Genomic DNA, 17,011 nt, shown 5'->3' with positions numbered 1-17,011 from the left:
CTCAGACGGTCACTGCTCCGGCGACCATCCGATCTGCACCATGGGCGTACCCCGCTTCCGGGAGACGAAGAAGCCACGGCCGGGCGGCATCGGCCGGGGCCGGACGTTGCCGAGGATGTCGCCCTCCTGCGGGTCGCCGGACAGGACGACGCCCTGGGCTCCCAGCTCCTTGATCCGGGTGATGAAGGTTTCGAACATCGACCGTGCGGCCCCCGCCGAGCTGCGCGCGATGATGAAGCGCACGCCCACGTCGCGGGCGAAGGGGAGGCTCTCGGTCAGCACGGCCAGCGGGTTGCCGCTGGAGGTGGCGACCAGGTCGTAGTCGTCGACGATGATGAAGACCTTCGGCCCGCTCCACCAGCTGCGGTCCCGCAGCTGCTGCGGGGTGACGTCCGGTGCCGGAGCGCGCCGCTCCATGAGGTCGCGCAGGGCGTTCATGTGCGTCTCCATGGCGTTGGACATGGGCGCGTATTCGAGCAGGTGCGAGTCGGGGATCACACTGAGCAGCGAGCGCCGGTAGTCGCCGACGACGATCTTCGCCTCCTCGCCGCTGTAGCGCTCCGTGATCCGCTGGGCGAGCAGCCGCAGCAGGGCGGTCTTGCCGGATTCGCTCTCGCCGAAGATGAGGAAGAACGGGTCGGTCTCGAAGTCGACGAAGACCGGCTCCAGTTCGTTCTCGTCGATGGCGAACGCCAGGCCCCGCTCCGGGTGGTCCCCGCCGCTCGGCAGCTGGGCGGCGTCCATCCGGCGCGGCAGTAGCCGTACGGCGGGTGCGGGCGGGCCTTGCCAGTGGGTCTTGACGGTCTCGCACATGGCGGCCGTCGCGTCGGAGAGTTCGTCGGCGGTGCCGTTTCCGTCCATGCGCGGCACGGCGGCCATGAAGTGCAGCTTCTGCGGGGTCTGGCCGCGCCCGGGGACGCCGGGGGGCACGTTGGCGGCGACCCTGCGGTCGAATTCGGAGTCCATGGTGTCGCCGAGCCGCAGCTCCAGCCGGTTGGCCAACTGGTCCTTGAGCGAGGCGCGCACCTCCATGTTGCGGGAGGCCGTGACGACGAGGTGGACGCCGTAGCCGAGGCCGCGGCCCGCGATGTCGTGGATGATGCCGTCCAGGCCCTCGTACTCGTTGCGGAAGTTCCCCCAGCCGTCGATGAGCAGGAAGACGTCGCCCCAGGGCTGGTCGGTGATCTGGCCGCGGGAGCGGCGCCTGCGGTAGGTGGCGATGGAGTCGATGCCGTTGGCCCGGAAGTACTCCTCGCGCCGGTTGAGGATGCCGTAGACCTCGGCGATGGTGCGGCGCACCCGTTCGGGGTCGAGGCGGGAGGCGGTGCCGCCGACGTGCGGCAGCTCACCGATGGAGGACATGCCGCCGCCACCGAAGTCGAGTCCGTAGAACTGCACTTCGGAGGGGGTGTGGGTGAGTGCGAACGCCGCGGTCAAGGTGCGCAGCAGCGTGGACTTGCCCGACTGCGGCCCGCCGACGATCAGCATGTGTCCGGCGGCGCCCGAGAAGTCGAGGTACAGCGGGTCCCGGCGCTGCTCGAACGGCTTGTCGACCAGTCCGATGGGCACCATGAGCTGCCCGAGCCTCGGGTAGTCCGGAACGGTCAGGCCGCGGCCTTCCACGGGTGCGAGGCCCGGCAGCAGCTCATCCAGCGGCGAGGCGGCGTCCAGCGGCGGCAGCCACACCTGGTGGGCGGGCGTGCCCTGGCCCTCCAGGCGCCGTACGACCACATCGAGCACGGTGTCGGCCAGTGCGTCGTCCTCCCCGGCGGTCTGCGCCGGTACGGGTGCCACCGAGTCCGGGTCCGGCTGCTGCACGGGTACGGGGGCCGCGGTGAACAGCACCGGCTTGCGGTTGGCGGACCGAGGGCTCGCGGACAGCTCGCCGCCGTCGCCCGCGCGGTGGACGCCGGAGACGTAGGCCGCCTTGAAGCGGGTCATTTCATCCGTCCCGAACTTCAGGTATCCCGAGCCCGGAACCGACGGCAGGTGGTAGGCGTCCGGCACGCCGAGCGCGGCGCGCGACTCGGCGGCGGAGAAGGTGCGCAGGCCCACGCGGTAGGACAGATAGGTCTCCAGGCCGCGCAGCCGGCCTTCCTCCAGCCGCTGCGAGGCCAGCAGCAGGTGGACACCCAGTGAACGCCCGATGCGTCCGATCTGGATGAACATGTCGATGAAGTCCGGCTTGGCGGTGAGCAGTTCACTGAACTCGTCGATCACCAGAACGAGTGAGGGGATCGGGGAGAGCGGCGCACCGGCGGCGCGGGCCTTCTCGTAGTCGTGGATGTTCGCGTAGTTGCCCGCGTCGCGCAGCATCTCCTGGCGCCGGTTCAGCTCGCCCCGGATGGAGTCGCCCATGCGGTCGACGAGCGTCAGGTCGTCCGCGAGGTTGGTGATCACGGCCGCGACGTGCGGCATCTGCGCCATGCCCGCGAACGTCGCACCGCCCTTGAAGTCGGCGAGGACGAAGTTCAAGGTCTCCGAGGAGTGGGTGACGGCCAGGCCCAGCACCAGCGTCCGCAGCAGCTCGGACTTACCGGAGCCGGTGGCTCCCACGCACAGTCCGTGCGGGCCCATGCCGTCCTGCGCGGCTTCCTTCAGGTCCAGCATGACCGGCTGGCCGTCCTCGCCCACCCCGATGGGCACCCGCAGCCGCTCGGACTGCGAGCGGGGCCGCCAGGTGCGGCTGACATCCACCGAGGCGGGGTCGCCCAGGTTGAGCAGTTCGGTGAACTCCAGCTTCGCCAGCAGCGGTTCGTCATCCCCTCCCGTGCCCACCCGCAGCGGCGCCAGCTGTCTGGCGACCGCCTCGGCCGCGGTGTACGAGAGCGCGTCCGGCATTCCGTCGTAGACCAGGCCCTGGCCCGATTCGAGCTGGAGGGCGCGGGGCCGTACGAGCACCGAGAGCCCGCCGCGCGGGCCGTCCGTGTCGCCGGGCACTATCTCCACCACGGTGACGCCCTGGAGCCCTTCGGGCGCCGCCAGCACCGAGTTGGGCGGCACGACCGTCCCGTCCACCACGATGACGATGTGCGGCTGCTCCACCAGCGGCTCGGCGGCCGGATTGAAGCGGGGCCGGCCCTCCAGCCGGGCCAGGAGCAGGTCCTCCAGCTCGATGACGTCGTTCATGATCAGCCGCCGGGTGCCCGCCCCGTCCGCGAGGTCCCTGGCCTGCGCGTGCGGCAGCCACTTGGCCCAGTCCCAGGCGCCGTAGTTCTCCCGACCCGCCGCCACCGCGATCACGAGGTCCTCGGGGGAGTGCAGCGCCGCGAGGGAACACAGCATGGCCCGTGCCGAGGCGTACACCGACTCGGGCTCCCCGCTGACGGTCACGTGGTAGAAGGCACGCAGGGAGACGGCCATGGGCAGTCCGTCGAGGGTGGCGTGCGTATTGAGGAACTGGTGCATCGCACCGGCCGTCAGCGGCTCCAGCTCGTCCACGGGCGCGGTCTCCGGCGCGACCAGCGGCGTTGCCAGCTGCTGTGCGCCCAGCCCGACACGGACCTGCCCGAAGTCCTCGTCGGACGAGCGCCGCTCCCACACCCTGCTGCCCTCGGCCACCAGCGACCACAGCTGGTCGGGCGCCGGGTGCAGGTAGAACTGGGCGTCCCGCTGCTTGAGCGCCGTCTTGCGCACCGTACGACGCGTCTGGGCCAGGTACTTGAGGTAGTCGCGCCGCGTCTGCGCCAGGTCTCCCTGGGTGCCCCTGCGGAATCGCACGGCCATCGCGACGACCATGCCGACCGTGGAGACCAGCATCAGCACGCCCATGATCCGCATCATCGGATGGGTGTTCATGCCGGGCATGAAGAAGAACATGCTGGAGCCGCCCATGCCGAGCATGGGCAGGAGCTGCATCAGCATGCCCTCTTGCTGGCCCCGGGGCAGTTCGGGCGGTGCCTCCATCTGAAGTTCCTCATCGGGCACTTCGGGGGGCAACGCCCGAGGCGGACGCTTGACGACAATCTGGGTCACTCGCGCACCAATTCCCTCGCGCGGAAGGGACAGTTCGATGCCGGCGCCCCCGTGGCGACGGTCCCCCTCCGCGGCTGGCGATCCTAGTGGCACGCGGGGTTGACGGGGAGCGGTAGGGTGGCGCGCGCTGTCGGCGTGCGCGCCGCGAACGGCCGTGTGCGGTCACAGCCGCCGTCGCGTCGGCCCGGAGACGGTCAGGACCGGCGAGCCGGACGGAGCGGATCCGGCCCGGGGCGCGGTTCCGGGCGGAGTGATCCGGTCCGCGACGGAGGGGCTTCCGCTCCGGACCGGCACGGGCCCGGAGCGGACCACAACGGACCACAACGGCACGGAAGAGCGGAGCCGCTCCGGCGGCACGGGGCCGAGCCCGAACCCGAATCCGAATCCGAGCCCGAGCAGAAGGTCGGCAGGCAGGCGGACGGAATCGGCGCCGGCATCGGCAGCAGCACGAGCAGGCGTTCAACAGCAGGCTTCCGAGGGGGACACACAGGTGAGTACGACGGCTTCCGCCGCGGCCACAGGACCCGGCAGTGGACCGGGTGCCGGAGGAGCCCAGGGAGCGGCCGGAGCGCCGCGCCCGGCGGCCGGAGCCGCCCTGGACACCGGGTTCTGCCGGGTGACCATCGTCGCGCCCGACAGCCGTATCGACGTCGCCCTCCCCGAGGACATCCCCGTCGCCGACATCTACCCCGAGATCCTCCGCCTGTCGGGGCAGAGCCCCGCCGAGGGCGCCCCGGTCGGCTACCACCTGGTGCGCCGCGACGGCACCGTCCTGGACAGCGCCCGCTCCTTCATGGCCCAGCGGATCCTCGACGGGGAGGTGCTCAGCCTCCGTCCGTTCGCCGAGTCCCTGCCGCCCGCCGTCTTCGACGACGTCTCCGATGCCGTGGCCTCCGCCGTCACGCGGGACCGCAAGCTGTGGGGCGACAGCATGATGCGCGCCGCCGGCCTCATCGGCGGGGGAGCGCTGCTGGCCCTGATGGCGCTCGTGCTGTGGTTCTCCGACCCGGCCGGGCACGACATGCACGGCCTGGCCGGGATCCTGGCCGCGGTCACCGGCGTGCTGCTGACCGCGCTGTCCGCCGTGCGCGCCCGCGTCTACGACGACCGGCCCACCGCCATCGCGCTGGGCCTCGCCGCCCTGCCGCACGCCCTGGTCGCAGGCAGCGGACTGCTGCCCCTGGAGAGCGGGCAGGGCATCGGCAGGCTCCAGTTCCTGCTCGGCTGCGTGGCCGTGCTGCTGATCTCCTCGATCCTGATCGCCCTGACCCCCAACGGCGACGGGCCCTTCGTCGCCGCCGCCTTCACCTCCACCGTCGGCACCCTGATCACCTTCATCTCGATCGTGACCGACATCCGCCCCGTGGAGACCGCCGCCATCTGCGCCCCGCTCGCCGTCGGCGTCCTGGCCTTCCTGCCGGGGCTGTCCACCCGCTTCGCGCGGCTGCCCATCGGCTTCGAGACCACGCGCAGCGCGACCAGCGACTACGACACCGACCCCGACGCGGCCCCCGAGACCCAGGGCGCGATCGACGCCGAGCGCATCGCGGCCCAGGCCCGGCGCGGCCACGAGATGCTCGTCGGCCTGGTCGGCGGCTGCGCGGCCGTCGTCATCGTCTCCAGCGCCGTGCTCAGCCTCTCCAGCTCCCTGTGGGGCCAGCTGCTCGCCTTGATGACCGGCGTCGCCATGCTGCTGCGCGCCCGCCTCTTCCGCTACACCTCGCAGGTCAGCTGTTCCCTGGTCGCGGGGCTGGCCTCGCTCGTGCTGCTGGGCGCCGGTCTGGCCGGGGACTTCCCCGCGGAGGGCGGTTCGCTGCGCACCGTATGGCTGACCGCCGCGCTCGCCGGAGCCGCTGCCGTGATCATCGGCATCGGCCTGGCCGTCCCCGACAAGGGCGTGACCCCCTTCTGGGGCCGCTTCGTGGAGATCCTGGAGACCTTCGTCCTGCTCACGCTGGTCCCGCTGTGCCTGGCGGTGATGAACGTCTACTCGGCCGCCCGCAGTCTCACCAGCTAGCCACTGCTACGCTGTAGTGGCCTCACGAGTAGTCAAGGAACCCCTGTGAAGAAGACCAGGGGCGCTCGGTGGCCGGAATCCATGAGGAGTACGAGTGTCGTCTCTCGACGCCGCGACGAAGAAGCAGATCATGTCCGAGTTCGCCACCAAGGAGGGTGACACCGGCTCCCCCGAGGTTCAGGTGGCGCTGCTCTCCCGGCGGATCAGCGACCTGACCGAGCACCTGAAGCTTCACAAGCACGACCACCACTCGCGCCGTGGTCTGCTGCTTCTGGTCGGCCAGCGCCGCCGCCTGCTGCAGTACCTCGCGAAGAAGGACATCCAGCGCTTCCGTGCCCTGGTCGAGCGCCTCGGCATCCGCCGCGGCGCGGCCGGCGCCCGCTAGCACATGCGGAAGGGAGCGGTTCCCGAGACCGGGGACCGCTCCCTTCGCCGTATCGCGGCAAAGCCGTATCTCGCGTGACAGGGATGCTTTGTAGTCTGGTCACAGCGAGCCGTAGCACAACAACAGCACATCGAGTACGTCGAGCACATCGAGTACATCCAGTACGAGGCAGGAGCGCGCCCCCGACGCCGGTCCTCGGTAGTGGCCCCCGGAGAGTCCGAAGCTTCCGGGTGCTTCGATCGAAGACCGGCCCGCACCGGGAGCGCTCCGCCGCAGACGGTCCGCGGCCATACGGGCAGCGGACACAGACGAGGAGATTTTCCTGGTGGAGAACGAGACCCACTACGCCGAGGCCGTCATCGACAACGGCGCCTTCGGCACCCGGACCATCCGCTTCGAGACGGGCCGCCTGGCCAAGCAGGCCGCCGGCTCCGCCGTGGCGTATCTGGACGACGACACCATGGTGATGTCGGCCACCACCGCTTCCAAGAATCCCAAGGACCAGCTCGACTTCTTCCCCCTGACGGTGGACGTCGAGGAGCGGATGTACGCCGCGGGCAAGATCCCCGGCTCCTTCTTCCGCCGCGAGGGCCGCCCCTCCGAGGACGCGATCCTCACCTGCCGGCTGATCGACCGGCCGCTGCGCCCCTCCTTCAAGAAGGGCCTGCGCAACGAGATCCAGATCGTCGAGACGATCATGGCGCTCAACCCCGACCACCTCTACGACGTGGTCGCCATCAACGCCGCCTCCTGCTCCACGCAGCTGGCCGGCCTGCCCTTCTCCGGTCCCGTCGGCGGCACCCGCGTCGCGCTGATCAAGGGCCAGTGGGTCGCCTTCCCGACCCACACGGAGCTGGAGGACGCCGTCTTCGACATGGTCATCGCCGGCCGTGTCCTGGAGGACGGCGACGTCGCGATCATGATGGTCGAGGCCGAGGCCACCGAGAAGACCATCGAGCTGGTCAAGGGCGGTGTCGAGGCCCCCACCGAGGAGGTCGTCGCCGCCGGTATCGACGCGGCCAAGCCCTTCATCAAGGTGCTGTGCAAGGCCCAGGCCGACCTCGCAGCCAAGGCCGCCAAGCCCACCGGCGAGTTCCCGATCTTCCTGGACCACCAGGACGACATCCTGGAGGCCCTCTCCGCCGCCGTCCGCGACGAGCTGGCCCAGGCCCTCACCATCGCGGGCAAGCAGGAGCGCGAGAGCGAGCTGGACCGCGTCAAGGCGCTGGCCGCCGAGAAGCTGATCCCGCAGTTCGAGGGCCGCGAGAAGGAGATCTCCGCGGCGTACCGCGCGCTGACCAAGACCCTGGTGCGCGAGCGCGTCATCAAGGAGAAGAAGCGCATCGACGGCCGCGGCGTCACGGACATCCGTACGCTCGCCGCCGAGGTCGAGGCCATCCCGCGGGTGCACGGCTCCGCTCTCTTCGAGCGCGGCGAGACCCAGATCCTGGGTGTCACCACGCTGAACATGCTCCGCATGGAGCAGCAGTTGGACACCCTCTCGCCGGTGACCCGCAAGCGGTACATGCACAACTACAACTTCCCGCCCTACTCCACCGGTGAGACCGGCCGCGTCGGCTCCCCCAAGCGCCGCGAGATCGGCCACGGGGCGCTCGCCGAGCGCGCGCTCGTGCCGGTGCTGCCCACCCGCGAGGAGTTTCCCTACGCGATCCGTCAGGTCTCCGAGGCGCTCGGGTCCAACGGTTCGACGTCCATGGGCTCGGTCTGCGCCTCCACCATGTCGCTGCTGAACGCCGGTGTGCCGCTGAAGGCCCCCGTCGCCGGTATCGCCATGGGCCTCATCTCCCAGGAGATCGAGGGCGAGACCCACTACGTCACCCTCACCGACATCCTCGGTGCGGAGGACGCCTTCGGTGACATGGACTTCAAGGTCGCCGGCACCAAGCAGTTCGTGACCGCGCTCCAGCTCGACACCAAGCTGGACGGCATCCCCGCCTCGGTCCTGGCCGCCGCGCTGAAGCAGGCCCGTGACGCGCGTCTGCACATCCTGGATGTCATGAACGAGGCCATCGACGTCCCGGACGAGATGTCCCCCAACGCCCCGCGGATCATCACCGTCAAGATCCCGGTGGACAAGATCGGTGAGGTCATCGGCCCCAAGGGCAAGATGATCAACCAGATCCAGGAGGACACCGGCGCCGACATCACCATCGAGGACGACGGCACCATCTACATCGGTGCCGCCGACGGCCCGGCCGCCGAGGCCGCCCGCGCCACCATCAACGGCATCGCCAACCCGACGATGCCCGAGGTCGGCGAGCGCTACCTGGGCACGGTCGTGAAGACGACCACCTTCGGCGCGTTCGTCTCCCTGCTCCCGGGCAAGGACGGTCTGCTGCACATCTCGCAGATCCGCAAGCTCGCCGGCGGCAAGCGTGTGGAGAACGTCGAGGACGTCCTCGGCGTCGGCCAGAAGGTCCAGGTCGAGATCGCCGAGATCGACCAGCGCGGCAAGCTCTCCCTCATCCCCGTCCTGGACGAGGAGGAGTCGGCTTCCGAAGGCTCCGAGGCCGCACAGCCCGAGGACGAGTCCGCGAAGTGACCCGTACGCCCCGTACGACGGCCCGCCCCGCCACCACGGCGAGGCGGGCCGTCGCCCGTACCAGGACCCTGCTCAAGGGCGAGAACGGCATGGGCACCGTCCGCAAGACAGTGCTCCCCGGCGGGCTGCGCGTGGTCACCGAGACCCTGCCGACCGTCCGTTCCGCCACCTTCGGCATCTGGGCCCACGTCGGCTCCCGCGATGAGACCCCCGCGCTCAACGGCGCCACCCACTATCTGGAGCACGTGCTCTTCAAGGGCACCGAGCGGCGCAGCGCACTGGAGATCTCCAGCGCGCTGGACGCGGTGGGCGGCGAGATGAACGCCTTCACGGCGAAGGAGTTCACCTGCTACTACGCGCGGGTCCTGGACGCCGACCTCCCGCTGGCCATCGACGTCGTCTGCGACATGCTCACCAGCTCCGTCATCGACCCCGAAGAGGTGGAGTCCGAACGCGGCGTCATCCTCGAAGAGATCGCCATGACCGAGGACGACGCGGGCGACTGCGTCCACGACCTGTTCGCGCAGACGATGTTCGGCGACTCGCCGCTGGGGCGCCCCGTCCTGGGCACCGTGGACACCGTCAACGCGCTGACCCGCGATCAGGTGGCCCGCTTCTACCGGAAGCACTACGATCCGACCCGCTTGGTCGTCGCCGCCGCCGGAAACGTCGATCACTCGAAGGTGGTACGCCAGGTCCGGGCCGCGTTCGACCGTGCGGGCGCTTTGGCCCGCACGGAAGGCGCGGAGCCGGTGGGCCCCCGAGGGGGAGCCCGCACCATCCGGACGGCCGGGGGCGTCGAGCTGCTGGACCGGCCCACCGAGCAGGCACACCTGGTGCTGGGGATGCCCGGCGTCTCCCGCAACGACGAGCGCCGCTGGCCGCTCGCCGTGCTCAGCACGGCGCTGGGTGGCGGCATGAGTTCCCGGCTCTTCCAGGAGATCCGCGAGAAGCGCGGCCTCGCCTACAGCACCTACGCCTACACCTCGGGCTACGCCGACTGCGGCCTCTTCGGTGTCTACGCGGGCTGCCGCGCGGCGCAGGTGCCGGACGTGCTCAGGATCTGCCGCCAGGAACTGGACCAGGTCGCAGGCTCCGGACTGAAGGACGACGAGGTCCGGCGCGCCATCGGGCAGCTGTCCGGATCGACGGTGCTCGGGCTGGAGGACACCGGCGCACTGATGCACCGCCTCGGCAAGAGCGAGCTGTGCTGGGGCGAGCAGATGTCGGTCGACACGATGCTCGCGAAGATCTCCGCCGTCACCCCCGACGACATCCGCGAGGTCGCCCGCGAGGTGCTCGCCCACCGCCCGTCCCTGTCGGTCGTCGGACCGCTCACCGACCGGCAGGCAGCGCGCCTGCACGAAGCCGTCGCCTGATGGCAGGCCCACGCCGCACGAACGCCGGCCCACCTCCCCCGAAGGAAAGCATCAGATGAGCAAGCTGCGCGTAGCCGTTCTCGGAGCCAAGGGCAAGATGGGCTCCGAGGCCGTACTCGCCGTCGAGGCGGCCGAGGACATGGAACTGGTGGCCGCCCTCGGCCGCGACGACTCCCTCGACGCCCTCACCGAGTCCGGCGCCCAGGTCGCCGTCGAACTGACCCAGCCCGAATCGGTCATGGGCAACCTGGAGTTCTGCGTCGCGAACGGCATCCACGCCGTTGTCGGCACCACCGGATGGACCGAGGAGCGCCTCTCGCGGCTGCGCGGCCAACTGGACGCCTCGCCCGGCACCGGCGTCCTCATCGCCCCGAACTTCGGCATCGGAGCCGTCCTCACCATGCGTTTCGCGCAGCAGGCCGCCCGGTTCTTCGAGTCGGCCGAGATCGTCGAGCTGCACCATCCGAACAAGGCCGACGCACCCAGTGGCACGGCCGTACGCACCGCCCAGCTCATCGGAGAGGCCCGTCAGGCCGCCGGCCTGCCCGATCAGCCCGACGCGACCAGCACGGCACTGGAGGGTGCGCGCGGAGCCGAGGTCAATGGCGTTCCCGTGCACGCCGTACGGCTGCGCGGGCTGGTCGCCCACCAGGAAGTCCTCTTCGGCGACGAGGGGGAGATCTTCACCATCCGGCACGACTCGCTGCACCGCTCCTCGTTCATGCCGGGCGTGCTCCTCGGAGTGCGCAAGGTCCCCTCGGTGCCGGGCCTGACCTTCGGGCTTGAACACTTCCTCGACCTGGACTGACGGGGCTGAGCAGCATGCGTGCGAAGATCACCTATTTTCTGCTGGCCGCCGTCCTGGTCGTCTACTTCGTCCTGGTCGGCAGCCGGGGCGTGCTGCTCATCCAGCAGGGCACCGCGGTCACCGTCGTCTTCGGCGCCGCGGTGCTGGTGCTGCCCTTCATCGGGGCGTGGTTCCTGTGGCACACCACCCGCTTCGCCCGCCGTGCGGGCCGGCTGGCGCGGGAACTGGAGGCCGAGGGCGGACTGCCGCCCGACGAGCTGGAGCGCCTGCCCTCTGGCCGTATCGACCGCGCCTCGGCCGACGCGGCCTTCGCGCGCCGACAGGCCGAAACAGAGGAGAACCCGGGCGACTGGCGCTCCTGGTTCCGGCTGGCCGTCGCCTACCACGATGCCCGGGACACCCCCCGGGCCCGCAAGGCCATGCAGCACGCCATCGCCCTGCACGAGAAGGCGGCAGCCGAGAGCCGCTAGCCGACCCGCGCTCCCGCGGTCCGGGACTCGGCGGCCCAGCTCTCTATGACGTCGGCGGCGCGGTCGAACGCGGCAGTGCGGGAGAGGAAGTCGGCGTTGCGATTGGTCAGCAGTACCCGATGGGCGTCCGCGCCGTCGCCCGTGCCCCGGCCACTCGCGCGCCCGTCCCCGGCGGCTGTCAGCAACAGCGCCTCGCCCTGCACCGTACGGGGCATCCCGAGCCATCTCACGGGGCGCTGAACGGTGCGCAGAGCCGCTATCTCCCGCCAGGCCAGCGTCTTCGTACGGAAGAGCCCCACCTGGCGCAGCCCGTGCGAGCTGACCCAGATTCCCGCCCTCAGCAGCCGCAGCGCCAAGACGATGACGAGCGCCGCGGCCCCCGCGCAGACGGCGCCGCTCGCGGTCGCCCCGGCGAAGATGATGATCAGCGCGGAGAAGAGCAGGTAGGACGCGAGCAGGAGCAGCAGAGCACCGCCGCCGACCCGCCAGGGACCGGGCCGGTAGGGGCGCCGCCACAGGTCACGGTCGGCGTACAGAGGCGGGACCGACTGGGCCGCGAGCACGCTCGACTCACGGTCGGCCGTCAGAAAAGGCAGGGGCACGGCAGGATCCTCGCTCGCTCACAACAGCCCACAGCGGGCTGTGCAACTGGGGCTGTGTGCCGTGAGATTAGCGAGGTCCGGCAGACCGGGCCACCCCGGGGCGCCGCGCCGGAACGGGCGCCCTGGGGTGGCCACCGCTCACCGGAGCGGGCCCACCGGTCAGCGGTGCTCGGCAGCCGCCGGATGTTCCTTCGCCGGACCGCTGTGGTCCTCCTGCAACGCGGGCAGGCCGACCAAGACGGAACCGACGAGACCGGCGACGATCGTCAGCCCCACCAAGGCGTTCCCCGCGACCTCGCCGAAGCTGCGGCGAGGACGGGGCGGCGGGGTGACATTACTGCGGAAGCGGTCGGCCTCGGCTATGAAGGCGAACGGCACTGGCTCTCCGCGGCGGAACATGACGGGCTCTCCTGAGATCGTTCTGGAAGGTGATCGTTCTGGGCTGTAAAGGGGCAAACGTCCGGGGCTGTGCATGAGTGCCCGCTCCCGGCGATCCCCTGTGAAAAATATCAATCGCGCTGAAGACGTATGGCGGCGGGGTGCCGTATCTGCGCATCGAGCCGCTTATGTCCGATCAAGAGTGGATATAGCGCTCGAATGATCGCGGTCGGACCGCCCGTCCCGCCGCCCGCGCGAGACGGTGTCCGCCGCCGACCGCCGCTGTCGGCGCTCGCCTCCACAGGACGAGGACACGGCGCTGTCGGTGGCTCCGCTTAGGCTGGCTCCGCCCTGGCAGACGTACGTGGAAGGACCAGCCGGTGACCGACACCCCCGCCCCGCCCGCCCCGAGTTTCCGCAGCGACATGACGGTCGAGCTGATCAAGCACAGCGCGGCAGACACCGACGTGCTGTGGGCGGCCCGGGTCTCCACGTCGGGCGAGCAGTCCTTGGAGGAGCTGAGCAAGGACCCGGAGCGCTCCAAGGGGCTGATCAACTACCTGATGCGGGACCGCCACGGCAGCCCCTTCGAGCACAACTCGATGACCTTCTTCATCAGCGCCCCGCTCTTCGTCTTCCGCGAGTTCCACCGCCACCGCGTCGGCTGGTCCTACAACGAGGAATCCGGGCGCTACCGCCGTCTGCAGCCGGTCTTCTACGTCCCCGACGAGTCCCGCAAGCTCGTCCAGCAGGGCCGTCCGGGCAAGTACGAGTTCGTCGAGGGCACACCCGAACAGCACAAGCTGACCGCCCAGGCTATGGAGCAGAGCTACCGGCAGGCGTACGAGACCTACCAGGAGCTGCTCACCGCCGGGGTCGCGCGTGAGGTGGCGCGCGCCGTGCTGCCCGTGGGGCTCTACTCCTCGATGTACGCCACGTGCAACGCCCGCTCCCTCATGCACTTCCTCGGGCTGCGCACCCAGCACGAGAACGCCAAGGTCCCCAGCTTCCCGCAGCGCGAGATCGAGATGGTGGGCGAGCTGATGGAGGAGCAGTGGGCCAAGCTCATGCCGCTGACGTACGCGGCCTTCAACTCCAACGGCCGTGTCGCGCCCTGATGACGGGAATCCGGATCGAGGCTGGGGGGCGCGCCCTGGCGCACCCTGCGTCTTCGGCCGCCCCGTCACCGGTCTGCCCGGAACGACAGGTGTCCGTATTGCGGCGTTTCAAGAAGTTCATCTAGGGTGATTAAGCGGTCTCGGCACTGCCTGAACCCCCGAGCAGGCAGTGCCGAGGCCCCCCGTTTCGAGCCCCTTCAGGCCGATCCTCAGCCCCGAGCGAGCCAGCCGGGGGGCGCTGCGAGTAGCGTGGACCCCATGGCTCCGACCTCCACACCGCAGACGCCCTTCGGGCGGGTCCTGACCGCGATGGTCACGCCGTTCACCGCGGACGGTGCTCTCGATCTCGACGGCGCGCAGCGGCTCGCTGCCCACCTGGTGAACGCAGGCAACGACGGACTCGTCGTCAACGGCACCACCGGAGAGTCCCCGACCACGACCGACGCGGAGAAAGCGCAGCTGGTCAAGGCCGTCGTGGAGGCAGTCGGAGACCGGGCACACGTGGTGAGCGGAGCCGGCACCAACGACACCTCCCACAGCCTGGAGCTCGCCCGCGCCGCAGAGAAGGCCGGCGCACACGGCCTCCTCGCCGTGACGCCCTACTACAGCAAGCCTCCGCAAGAGGGGCTCTACCGGCACTTCACCGCGATCGCGGACTCCACCGACCTGCCGGTCATGCTCTACGACATCCCCGGCCGCAGCGGAGTCCCGATCAACACGGAGACGATCGTCCGGCTCGCCGAGCACCCCCGCATCGTCGCCAACAAGGACGCCAAGGGCGACCTCGGCCGCGCGAGCTGGGCCATCGCCACCAGCGGACTCGCCTGGTACAGCGGTGATGACATGCTCAACCTCCCACTGCTGTCCGTCGGCGCAGTCGGCTACGTCTCCGTGGTCGGCCACGTCGTCACCCCCGAGCTGCGCTCCATGCTGGAAGCGCACCTGAGCGGCGACGTCGCCAAGGCCACCGAGATCCACCAGAAGCTGCTGCCGGTCTTCACCGGCATGTTCCGCACCCAGGGCGTGATCACCACCAAGGCCGCCCTCGGCCACCTCGGCCTCCCCGCCGGCCCGCTCCGCCTCCCGCTGGTCGAGCTGTCTCCGGAGGAAACGGAGCAGCTCAAGCACGATCTCGTGCACGGTGGGGTACACCTGTAGACCTCAGACTTCACAACTGCATACCGCCGGACTACGGCAGTGCACGACCCCAACGCAACAGCACGACACGTACGTCTCAGCACGACACATACGTCTACGTACGCATCATGAATATCGCGCGCCACGTGCCCAGGCGGGTGCGTGGCGCGCGCGGTAAGGAGAGTCTTTTGAGTCATCCGCATCCTGAGCTCGGTCCGCCGCCGAAGCTCCCGGAGGGTGGCCTCCGCGTCACCCCACTGGGCGGCCTCGGCGAGATCGGCCGCAACATGACCGTCTTCGAATACGGAGGACGGCTGCTGATCGTCGACTGCGGCGTCCTCTTCCCCGAGGAGGAACAGCCCGGCATCGATCTGATCCTCCCCGACTTCACCTCGATCAGGGATCGCCTCGACGACATCGACGGCATCGTCCTCACCCACGGTCACGAGGACCACATCGGCGGCGTCCCCTACCTCCTGCGCGAGAAGCCGGACATCCCGCTGATCGGCTCCAAGCTCACCCTCGCCCTGATCGAGGCCAAGCTCCAGGAGCACCGCATCCGGCCGTACACGCTGGAGGTCGAGGAGGGACACCGCGAGCGCGTCGGCCCCTTCGACTGCGAGTTCGTCCCCGTCAACCACTCCATCCCGGACGCCCTCGCGGTCGCCATCCGCACCCCGGCCGGCATGGTCGTCCACACCGGCGACTTCAAGATGGACCAGCTCCCGCTGGACGGCCGCCTCACAGACCTGCGCGCCTTCTCACGCCTGGGCGAAGAGGGCATCGACCTGCTGCTGAGCGACTCGACCAACGCCGAGGTCCCCGGATTCGTCCCGCCCGAGCGCGAGATCTCCGGGGTGCTGCGCCAGGTCTTCTCCAGTGCACAGAAGCGCATCATCGTGGCCAGCTTCGCCAGCCATGTGCACCGCATCCAGCAGATCCTGGACGCCGCCCACGAGCACGGCCGCCGCGTCGCGTTCGTCGGCCGCTCCATGGTCCGCAACATGGGCATCGCCCGTGACCTGGGATACCTCCAGGTACCGGGCGGGCTCGTCGTGGATGTCAAGACACTGGACGACCTCCCGGACGACGAGATCGTGCTGGTGTGCACCGGCTCCCAGGGCGAGCCCATGGCCGCCCTGTCCCGCATGGCCAACCGCGACCACCAGATCCGCATCGTCCAGGGCGACACGGTGATCCTCGCGTCCTCCCTCATCCCGGGCAACGAGAACGCGGTCTACCGCGTGATCAACGGGCTGACCCGCTGGGGCGCTCATGTCGTCCACAAGGGCAACGCAAAGGTCCACGTCTCCGGACACGCCTCCGCGGGCGAGCTGCTGTACTTCTACAACATCTGTCAGCCCAAGAACCTGATGCCGGTGCACGGGGAGTGGCGCCACCTGCGTGCCAACGCCGAGCTGGGTGCCAAGACCGGCGTCCCGCACGATCGCATCGTCATCGCCGAGGACGGCGTCGCCGTCGATCTGGTCGACGGCAAGGCCAAGATCAGCGGCAAGGTCCAGGCGGGTTACGTCTACGTGGACGGGCTCTCCGTCGGAGACGTCACCGAGACCTCCCTCAAGGACCGCCGCATCCTCGGCGACGAGGGCATCATCTCGGTCTTCATCGTGGTCGACAGCACGACCGGCAAGATCGTCGGAGGCCCCCACATCCACTCGCGGGGCTCCGGCATCGACGACGCGTCGTTCGCCGACGTCATGCCGAAGATCGACGAAGCACTGGCCAGATCGGCCCAGGACGGCGTCGCGGAGCCCCACCAGCTGCAACAACTGGTGCGCCGCACTGTCGGCAAGTGGGTCTCGGACACCTTCCGCCGCCGCCCGATGATCCTCCCCGTGGTCGTCGAGGTCTGAGCCAGCGGAACCGCCGAACGGCGGGGCGCCTCGATTTGCCTCCAGGCGCCCCGCTCCAGTACGTTTACATCTCCACCGCAACGGGAAACCGGGACGCTCAGCGCCCCGAGGACTCGGATGGCCAGGAATCCAGAAAACTCCGGAAACGGAGTGGAAAAAGATTCTGGTAAGGTTGGAAACACCGAAAGGGAAGCGCCCGGAGAAGCCGGTGAGATGGTTTCGAAGGAAGCGTCCGTTCCTTGAGAACTCAACAGCGTGCCAAAAGTCAACGCCAGATATGTTGATACCCCGATCTGCCGGGTTTC

Annotated in this window: 13 protein-coding genes; 9 read left to right on the top strand and 4 right to left on the bottom strand. The window is 69.7% G+C overall.

Translation table 11 applies throughout. The annotated features are described in order from the left end of the window. Positions 1 to 9 precede the first annotated feature (9 nt). Positions 10 to 3,975, bottom strand: coding sequence for a type VII secretion protein EccCa (gene eccCa, locus ABD339_RS30060; RefSeq protein ID WP_344570311.1), 3,966 nt, complete (start codon positions 3,973 to 3,975; stop codon positions 10 to 12). Positions 3,976 to 4,465: 490 nt separating this feature from the next. On the opposite strand from eccCa, the gene eccD reads away from it, so the two are divergent. Then, complete coding sequence (gene eccD / locus ABD339_RS30055) at positions 4,466 to 5,992, top strand: type VII secretion integral membrane protein EccD (RefSeq protein WP_425576143.1); 1,527 nt, start codon at positions 4,466 to 4,468, stop codon at positions 5,990 to 5,992. Between the two features lie 94 nt (positions 5,993 to 6,086). Then, positions 6,087 to 6,377, top strand: a complete 291-nt coding sequence (gene rpsO / locus ABD339_RS30050; RefSeq protein ID WP_326687625.1) for a 30S ribosomal protein S15 — start codon at positions 6,087 to 6,089, stop codon at positions 6,375 to 6,377. 99 nt (positions 6,378 to 6,476) lie between these two features. Here the strand turns inward: rpsO and ABD339_RS30045 are convergent, their stop codons facing one another. Beyond that, entirely contained in the window at positions 6,477 to 6,668 is a 192-nt protein-coding gene (locus ABD339_RS30045; protein ID WP_344570310.1) for a hypothetical protein, read from the bottom strand. Between the two features lie 34 nt (positions 6,669 to 6,702). On the opposite strand from ABD339_RS30045, the gene ABD339_RS30040 reads away from it, so the two are divergent. The 4 genes from ABD339_RS30040 to ABD339_RS30025 are packed head-to-tail and all read left to right on the top strand — an operon-like array spanning position 6,703 to position 11,597. Next, positions 6,703 to 8,940 carry a polyribonucleotide nucleotidyltransferase gene (locus tag ABD339_RS30040; RefSeq protein ID WP_344570309.1) on the top strand — a complete coding sequence of 746 codons (2,238 nt, stop codon included), beginning with the start codon at positions 6,703 to 6,705 and terminating at the stop codon, positions 8,938 to 8,940. Next, positions 8,937 to 10,319 (top strand): M16 family metallopeptidase, encoded by a 1,383-nt coding sequence (locus tag ABD339_RS30035; protein ID WP_344570308.1) that lies wholly within the window; start codon positions 8,937 to 8,939, stop codon positions 10,317 to 10,319. The genes ABD339_RS30040 and ABD339_RS30035 overlap by 4 nt, the downstream gene beginning before the upstream one ends. 55 nt (positions 10,320 to 10,374) lie before the next feature. Beyond that, complete coding sequence (dapB, locus tag ABD339_RS30030; RefSeq protein ID WP_344570307.1) at positions 10,375 to 11,127, top strand: 4-hydroxy-tetrahydrodipicolinate reductase; 753 nt, start codon at positions 10,375 to 10,377, stop codon at positions 11,125 to 11,127. 14 nt (positions 11,128 to 11,141) lie between these two features. Continuing rightward, positions 11,142 to 11,597 (top strand): tetratricopeptide repeat protein, encoded by a 456-nt coding sequence (locus ABD339_RS30025; RefSeq protein WP_344570306.1) that lies wholly within the window; start codon positions 11,142 to 11,144, stop codon positions 11,595 to 11,597. Here ABD339_RS30025 and ABD339_RS30020 read toward each other — a convergent pair. Beyond that, complete coding sequence (locus ABD339_RS30020; protein ID WP_344570305.1) at positions 11,594 to 12,199, bottom strand: hypothetical protein; 606 nt, start codon at positions 12,197 to 12,199, stop codon at positions 11,594 to 11,596. The genes ABD339_RS30025 and ABD339_RS30020 overlap by 4 nt on opposite strands. A 159-nt stretch (positions 12,200 to 12,358) precedes the next feature. Next, positions 12,359 to 12,598 (bottom strand): hypothetical protein, encoded by a 240-nt coding sequence (locus tag ABD339_RS30015; protein ID WP_344570304.1) that lies wholly within the window; start codon positions 12,596 to 12,598, stop codon positions 12,359 to 12,361. Between the two features lie 359 nt (positions 12,599 to 12,957). Here ABD339_RS30015 and thyX point away from each other — a divergent pair, with 359 nt between their 5' ends. From thyX to ABD339_RS30000, 3 genes are all read left to right on the top strand, one after another. After that, complete coding sequence (thyX, locus tag ABD339_RS30010) at positions 12,958 to 13,695, top strand: FAD-dependent thymidylate synthase (RefSeq protein WP_344570303.1); 738 nt, start codon at positions 12,958 to 12,960, stop codon at positions 13,693 to 13,695. A 258-nt stretch (positions 13,696 to 13,953) separates the two neighbouring features. Further along, entirely contained in the window at positions 13,954 to 14,853 is a 900-nt protein-coding gene (dapA, locus tag ABD339_RS30005) for a 4-hydroxy-tetrahydrodipicolinate synthase (protein WP_344570302.1), read from the top strand. A gap of 167 nt (positions 14,854 to 15,020) precedes the next feature. Continuing rightward, positions 15,021 to 16,706 carry a ribonuclease J gene (locus ABD339_RS30000; protein ID WP_344570301.1) on the top strand — a complete coding sequence of 562 codons (1,686 nt, stop codon included), beginning with the start codon at positions 15,021 to 15,023 and terminating at the stop codon, positions 16,704 to 16,706. Positions 16,707 to 17,011: the final 305 nt, after the last annotated feature.

This window comes from Streptomyces axinellae (assembly GCF_039532135.1).
Classification (GTDB): domain Bacteria; phylum Actinomycetota; class Actinomycetes; order Streptomycetales; family Streptomycetaceae; genus Streptomyces; species Streptomyces axinellae.
This window is presented reverse-complemented; position numbering and strand designations above follow the sequence as displayed.

Excerpts from the sequence above, each read along its gene's own strand:
- ABD339_RS30045 (WP_344570310.1), bottom strand. The coding sequence starts at position 6,668 with ATGGCCGCGGACCGTCTGCGGCGGAGCGCTCCCGGTGCGGGCCGGTCT.
- dapB (WP_344570307.1), top strand. The coding sequence starts at position 10,375 with ATGAGCAAGCTGCGCGTAGCCGTTCTCGGAGCCAAGGGCAAGATGGGC.
- ABD339_RS30025 (WP_344570306.1), top strand. The coding sequence starts at position 11,142 with ATGCGTGCGAAGATCACCTATTTTCTGCTGGCCGCCGTCCTGGTCGTC.
- ABD339_RS30015 (WP_344570304.1), bottom strand. The coding sequence starts at position 12,598 with ATGTTCCGCCGCGGAGAGCCAGTGCCGTTCGCCTTCATAGCCGAGGCC.
- dapA (WP_344570302.1), top strand. The coding sequence starts at position 13,954 with ATGGCTCCGACCTCCACACCGCAGACGCCCTTCGGGCGGGTCCTGACC.